This is a genomic window from Thauera linaloolentis 47Lol = DSM 12138 (assembly GCF_000310205.1).
Lineage (GTDB): Bacteria > Pseudomonadota > Gammaproteobacteria > Burkholderiales > Rhodocyclaceae > Thauera > Thauera linaloolentis.
Genome location: NZ_AMXE01000124.1, coordinates 1 through 6989, shown reverse-complemented (window position 1 = coordinate 6989; position 6989 = coordinate 1). Strand labels below are relative to the sequence as shown.

4 protein-coding genes are annotated in these 6989 nt (G+C 68.4%); 3 read left to right on the top strand and 1 reads right to left on the bottom strand.

Annotated features, from left to right (window positions below; genetic code table 11):
• On the bottom strand, positions 1-3222 hold a 3222-nt coding region (locus C666_RS17995), incomplete at its 3' end, for an ATP-binding protein (RefSeq protein WP_248637697.1).
• A 361-nt stretch (positions 3223-3583) separates the two neighbouring features.
• On the opposite strand from C666_RS17995, the gene urtA reads away from it, so the two are divergent.
• The 3 genes from urtA to urtC form a co-directional block, all read left to right on the top strand.
• On the top strand, positions 3584-4834 hold the full coding sequence (gene urtA / locus C666_RS17990) for an urea ABC transporter substrate-binding protein (protein ID WP_004346818.1): 1251 nt from the start codon (positions 3584-3586) through the stop codon (positions 4832-4834).
• A 61-nt stretch (positions 4835-4895) separates the two neighbouring features.
• A complete protein-coding gene (gene urtB / locus C666_RS17985) occupies positions 4896-5810 on the top strand; it encodes an urea ABC transporter permease subunit UrtB (RefSeq protein WP_004346816.1) in 915 nt (304 codons plus the stop codon).
• A 41-nt stretch (positions 5811-5851) separates the two neighbouring features.
• The coding region (gene urtC, locus C666_RS17980) for an urea ABC transporter permease subunit UrtC (RefSeq protein ID WP_004346814.1) at positions 5852-6989 on the top strand (1138 nt) is incomplete at its 3' end.

Sequence of the window (6989 nt, the reverse complement as noted above, 5' to 3'; positions counted from 1 at the left end):
GGCCGGCGGCAGTGAGTCGGGCCACGGCGCCGGCTGCGCAGCCGGCACCGGCGCGGCGGTGCCAGCGGCGCCCGGTGGCGCATCGGCGTAGATCCAGCGCAGCCCCAGCCACGCGCTCAGGCGCGCGAAGAGCTCGGTTTCCAGCACCGGCTTGACGATGAAGTCGTCGCAGCCGGCCGCCTGGCGCCGGTCGGGCAGGTTCTCGTAGGCGTTGGCGGACACCATCACGATCGGCATGCCGTGGCCGGCGTCGCGCAGCCGGCGGCACAGCGTCCAGCCGTCCATCGCCGGCATCGACACGTCGAGGAAGACGAGGTCGGGGTGCAGGGCGTCGAGCAGGCGCGCCGCCGCCTCGGGGTCCTGGCATTCATGCACCAGAAAGCCGCGCGGCCTCAGCATGTCGGCGATGAGCCGGCTCTGGCCGGGCTGGTCGTCCACCACCAGCAGGCAGCGGCGGCGCCCCGCGTAGCCGCGGATCTCGCGTTCGGGCCGCAGCGCCAGCCTCGGCCGCGCCACGCGCGGCAGGTGGAGCTTGACGCGGAACACGCTGCCGCGCCCCGGTGTGCTGTCGACGGTGAGCTGCCCGCCCGCGAGCTCGACCAGCAGGCGGGTGATCGTCAGCCCCAGGCCGGTGCCCGGCACGCCGGCGGGTTCCGCGCCGGCGCCGCGCTCGAAGGGCAGGAAGATGCGCTCCATGTCCTCCGCCGCAATGCCGCAGCCGGTGTCGCGGATCTCGAACACCGCGATCTCGCTGCGCCAGGCGATCGTCAGCCGCACCTCTCCGCGCTCGGTGTAGCGCACCGCGTTGGCGAGCAGGTTGATGAGGATCTGGCGCAGGCGGCCGGTGTCGCCCTGCACCACCTCGGGCATGCCGCTGCTGAAGTCGGTGCGGAAATCCAGCCCCTTCTTCATCGCCTCGAGACGGAACATCTTCTCGATGTGGGCGAGGAATTCGCCGAAGCGGATCTCCTCGCGGTTGAACTGCAGCCGGCCGGCCTCGATGCTGGCGATGTCGAGCAGGCCGTCGATCAGCCCCAGCAGGTGCTCGCCGCTGCGCTGGATGGTGGAGATGGCGTCGCGCCGGCGGCGCGGCAGGTCAGTGTCGCGCAGCATGATCTGGCAGTAGCCGAGAATGGTGTTGAGCGGCGTGCGCAGTTCGTGGCTGATGCCGCGCACGTAGCGGCTCTTGGCGGCATTGGCGGCCTCGGCGTCCTCCTTGGCCTGCTGCAGCTTGGCGTCGGTGTCGCGGTGGGCCTCGATCTCGCGCAGCAGCAGCTGGTTCTGGCGCTCGGACTCCTCCTGCGCCACGCGCCGGCTCTCGTTGACCAGCACCAGCCACCACACGCCCACCGCGGTGAGCAGGATCAGCACCGCGAAGATGCGCACGAAGGCGATGCCGAGGTCGGTCTCGCCGGCGTCGGCGGCGATCAGCTCCTGCTGGTAGACCAGCGCCACCACCGAGGCGATCACCAGGCTGCAGACGGCGAACACCAGCAGGAACTGGCCCACGCGCCGCGCCACCCGCAGCGACATCGACGACGGCATCCAGTCCGCCAGCAGCGGCGCGAGCCGCCCGAGCAGGCCGGGCGCGGGCTTGCAGCGGTCGCGGCAGCGCGCGTCCAGCGTGCAGCACAGTGAGCAGATGGCGCCGCCATAGGCCGGGCACTGCGCCATGTCCTCGGCTTCGAAGCTGTTCTCGCACACCACGCAGCACAGCACCTGTGCCGGGCGCCACTGCGTCTCGCGCGGCCGCGCGAGATAGTAGCGGCCGCCGCTCGCCCAGGCGATCAGCGGCGCGAGGACGAAGGCGGTGCCGAGCGAGATGAAGGGCGCGAAAGCCTGCGCCTCCACCCCCAGATGCCCGCCGAAGGCGACGATGCCCAGCACCGAGCCCGCCAGCATCGAGCCGACGCCCACCGGGTTGATGTCGTACAGGTAGGCGCGCTTGAACTCGATGCGGCGCGGCGACAGCCCGAGCGGCTTGTTGACGACGAGATCCGCCACCACCGCGCCGATCCACGCCACCGCCACGCTGGCATACACGCCGAGCACCTGCTCCAGCGCCTCGAACACGCCGAGCATCATCAGCATCAGCGCGATCAGCACGTTGAAGACGAGCCACACCACCCGCCCCGGATGGCTGTGCGTGAGGCGCGAGAAGAAGTTTGACCACGCCAGCGAGCCCGCATAGGCATTGGTGACGTTGATCTTGATCTGGCAGACGATGACGAAGATGCAGGCCAGCGCCACCGCCGCGCGCGGATCGTCGACCACGTGCATGAAACCGGCCAGGTACATCTGCGTCGGCTGCAGCGCCTTGTCCGGCGGCACCATGGCCTGCAGCGCGAGGAAGGCGAGAAAGGCGCCGCCGAGCATCTTCAGCGCCCCCGGGATGATCCAGCCCGGCCCCGCGGCGATGACCGAGGCCCACCAGCGCCCCTTGTTGCGCTTGCCCGCGGGCGGCAGGAAGCGCAGGAAATCCACCTGCTCGCCGATCTGCGAGATCAGCGCCACCGCCACGGTACAGCCGGCGCCCACCGCGAGCCAGTCGAAGGTGTTGCCGGCACTGCCCTGGCGGCCGCCGAATCCTGCGAAGGCGGTGTACAGCTCGGGCTCGCGCACCAGCACGAAGAAGAAGGGCGCCAGCAGCAGCACGACGAACACCGGCTGCGTCCACGCCTGCAGGCGGCTGATCCAGGTGATGCCGTGCGTCACCAGCGGAATCACCGCCAGCGAGCTGAGCAGGTAGCCCCACTGGATCGGCAGGCCGAACCACAGTTCCAGCGCCAGCGCCATGATCGCCGCCTCGATGGCGAAGAAGATGAAGGTGAAGGAGGCGTAGATCAGCGAGGTGATGGTCGAGCCGATGTAGCCGAAGCCGGCGCCGCGGGTCAGCAGGTCCATGTCGACCGCGTCGCGCGCAGCGTAGTAGCTGATCGGCAGGCCGGTGAGGAAGATCACCAGCGCCACCAGGCCGATCGTCCACACCGCGTTGGTGAAGCCCCAGTTCAGCGCGATGGTGCCGCCGATGGCCTCCAGCGCGAGGAAGGACACCGCACCGAGCGCGGTATTGGCGATGCGCGAGAACGACCACTTGCGGAAGCTGCGCGGCGCATAGCGCAGCGCGTAGTCCTCCATCGTCTCGTCGGCGACCCAGGCGTTGTACGCGCGGCGGATGTGGATGATGCGCTGGGTGGCTGGCGCGGCGGGGAGATCGGACACGGTGGCGGGCGGCACTGACGGGCGGGAAACATCGATGCCAGCCTTTCAGCAAAAAGCGTTCCCGCGCCATGGCGGCGGCGCACGCACACGGCCGCCCGGCCCACCCGCCGGCCGCGCACCGGCCCGGTGCATGGCGGCGGCGCCATGCACCAGCGCGGACACGGGCGTGTCCGTGCCTGGCGCACGATTTGTGCACCGCGCAAAAATTAGCGCCGCACCCTGCGCATCCCCATACGTCGTTTGACGTATTCGCCGTTCCGCCCCCGGTGGGTAGCTTGTGCACCGCAGCGAGACGACGCCGGCCCCGTCGGCACGGCGCCTCGCCACCCCGCGTCGAAGCCCATCCATCAAGGAGCGATCCATGTCCGACAAGCACCTGCCCTCCTCCCAGCGCCGCAAGTTCGTGTTCGGCGCCGCCGCCCTCCCGCTCGCCCTGGCGATGTCCCGCATAGGCCATGCCGCCGCGCTGCCCACCGCGCAGGTCAACACCACCGGGCTCGCCGTCACCGATACCGAGGTCGTGGTCGGCCAGTTGCACTCGGCCACCGGCACGATGGCGATCTCGGAGACGGGTTCGATCCAGGCCGAGCAGCTCGCCATCGACCAGATCAATGCGCTGGGCGGCATCCTCGGCCGCAAGATCCGCGTCATCAAGGAAGACGGCGCCTCCGACTGGCCGACCTTCGCCGAGAAGTCGCGCAAGCTGCTGGTCAACGACAAGGTCGCCACCGTGTTCGGCTGCTGGACCTCGGCCTCGCGCAAGGCCGTGCTGCCGATCTTCGAAAAGGAGAACGGCCTGCTCTACTATCCGACCTTCTACGAAGGCCTGGAGCAGTCGAAGAACGTCATCTACACCGGCCAGGAAGCCACCCAGCAGATCCTCTACAGCCTCGACTGGGCAAAGAAGGAGAAGAGCGCGAAGAGCTTCTTCCTGGTGGGCTCGGACTACATCTGGCCGCGCACCTCGATGAAGATCGCGCGCAAGCACGTCGAGGCCTTCCAGGGCGGCAAGATCGTCGGCGAGGAGTACTACCCGCTCGGCCACACCAATTTCAACTCGCTGATCAACAAGATCAAGATCGCCAAGCCGGACTGCATCTTCGCCGCCGTGGTCGGCGGCTCGAACGTGGCCTTCTACAAGCAGTTGAAGGCGGCCGGCATCACCGGCGTCAAGCAGTTCCTGCTGACGCTGTCGGTGACCGAGGACGAGATGCTGGGCGTGGGCGGCGAGAATTTCGCCGGCTTCTATTCCTCGATGAAGTACTTCCAGAGCCTGAACAACCCGAACAACCAGGCTTTCGTCGAGGCCTTCAAGAAAGCCTATGGGCCGAAGGCGGTGATCGGCGACGTCACACAGGCGGCCTACCTCGGCCCCTGGCTGTGGAAGGCGGCGGTGGAAAAGGCGGGCAGCTTCGATGTCGACAAGGTGGCCGCCGCGTCGCCGGGCATCGAGCTGCCGACCGCGCCCGAAGGCTACGTGAAGATCCACGACAACCACCACCTGTACAGCAAGGCCCGCATCGCCCAGGGCCAGCCCGACGGCACCTTCAAGGTGGTGTCGGAATCGCCCGAGCTGATCGTTCCCGATCCCTTCCCGAAGGGCTACCAGTAAGCCCCGCCGGCCGCCGCGGCCCTCGCCGCGGCGGCACCCGCCTTTCCCCCGGAGGTCCGTCATGTCGTTCGACGAAATCTACAACATCACCCTGATGCAGGGTTTTGCCGGCCTGAGCCTGTTCGCGGTGCTGCTGCTGATGGGACTCGGGCTGGCGATCATCTTCGGCCAGATGGGCGTCATCAACATGGCGCACGGCGAGTTCATGACCATCGGCGCCTACACCATCTTCCTGCTGTCGACGCTGACCGAGAGCTACGCGCCGGGGCTGATGCAGGCCTACTTCCCGGTCGCCATCGCATGTGCCTTCGTCGTCGCCTTCGCCTTCGGCTGGCTGGCGGAATGGGCGCTGATCCGGCACCTGTACAAGCGCCCGCTCGATACCCTGCTCGCCACCTGGGGCCTGTCGCTGGCGATGCAGCAGGCCTTCCGCACGCTGATCGGGCCGAAGGAGGTCAGCCCCACGCTGCCCGACTGGCTGATGGGCTCGTGGGAGGTTGCCGAGGGCCTCGACATCCCGATCAACGGCATGTTCGTGCTCGGCCTGACCGTCTTCGTCACCGGCGGCGTGCTGCTGGCGCTCTACAAGTCGCGCTGGGGGCTGCGCGTGCGCGCCACCGTCGCCAACCGCGGCATGGCCAACGCCATCGGCATCAACACCACGCGCACCGACCGCGTCACCTTCGCCATCGGCTGCGGCATCGCCGGCGTGGCCGGCGCGGCCTTCACCACCATCGGCTCGACCGGCCCGACCAGCGGCTCGCTGTACATCGTCGACGCCTTCCTGGTGGTGACCTTCGGCGGCGCGGCCAGCCTGTGGGGCACGGTGGTGTCGGCCTTCGGCATCGCCCAGACGCAGTCGATCTCCGAGTTCTTCCTGTCCGGCTCGATGGCCAAGGTGCTGACCCTGCTGCTGATCGTGAGCATCCTGATGCTGCGTCCGCAAGGCCTGTTCGCCTCCAAGGTGCGCCGCTGATCCGGCGCCGCATACACGAATCAACGATCGGAGCGCCAATCATGGATGCAATCAAGACCTGGCTGGATCGCAGCGGCCTCGCCAGCATCGCGATCCTCGCCGTGCTGCTGCTGGTGGTGTTCCCGCTGGCGATGGACGGTTTCCGCCTCAACCTGGTGGGCAAGTACCTGAGCTACGGCTTCGTCGCCATCGGCCTGGTGATGCTGTGGGGCTACGGCGGCGTGCTGAGCCTGGGCCAGGGCGTGTTCTTCGGCCTCGGCGGCTACGCCATGGCGATGTTCCTGAAGCTGGAAGCGTCCGACCCGCAAAGCACCGCCATCCAGTCGACGCCGGGCATCCCCGACTTCATGGACTGGAACCAGCTCACCGCGCTGCCGCTGTGGTGGGAGCCGTTCAACTCCTTCGGCTTCACGCTGCTGGCGGTGGTGGCGGTGCCGGTGCTGCTGGCCTTCGTCATCAGCTACGCGATGTTCAAGCGCCGCGTCGGCGGGGTGTACTTCGCCATCATCACCCAGGCGGTGGCGCTGATCCTGACCGTGCTAATCATCGGCCAGCAGGGCTACACCGGCGGCGTCAACGGCATGACCGACCTCAGGACCCTGCTCGGCTGGGACATCCGCAGCGACGAGGCCAAGACCGCGCTGTACTTCGTCACCGCGGCGCTGCTGCTGGCCTCGGTGCTGCTGTGCCGCTGGATCCAGCTCAGCAAGCTGGGCACGCTGCTGCTGGCGATGCGCGACAAGGAAGACCGCGTGCGCTTCTCGGGCTACGACGTGTCGATGTTCAAGGTCTTCGCCTTCTGCCTGGCGGCGGCGCTGTCGGCGATCGGCGGCGCGATGTTCACGCTGCAGGTCGGCTTCATGTCGCCGACGCTGATCGGCATCGTGCCCTCGATCGAGATGGTGATCTTCGCCGCGGTCGGCGGGCGCATGAGCCTGGTGGGCGCGGTGTATGGCGCACTGCTGGTCAATTTTGGCAAGACCTACTTTTCCGAGACCTTCCCCGATCTGTGGCTGTTCCTGATGGCCGCGTTGTTCATCGGCGTGGTGATGGCCTTCCCCAACGGCCTCGCCGGCCTGTACGAGAGCCACGTCAAGCCCTGGCTGGCGCGCCGCAGGCGCGGCGCCGCGGCCGATGCCGGCGGGCCGCCGGCCGGCATGCCCGCCCCCCACCAGGTCC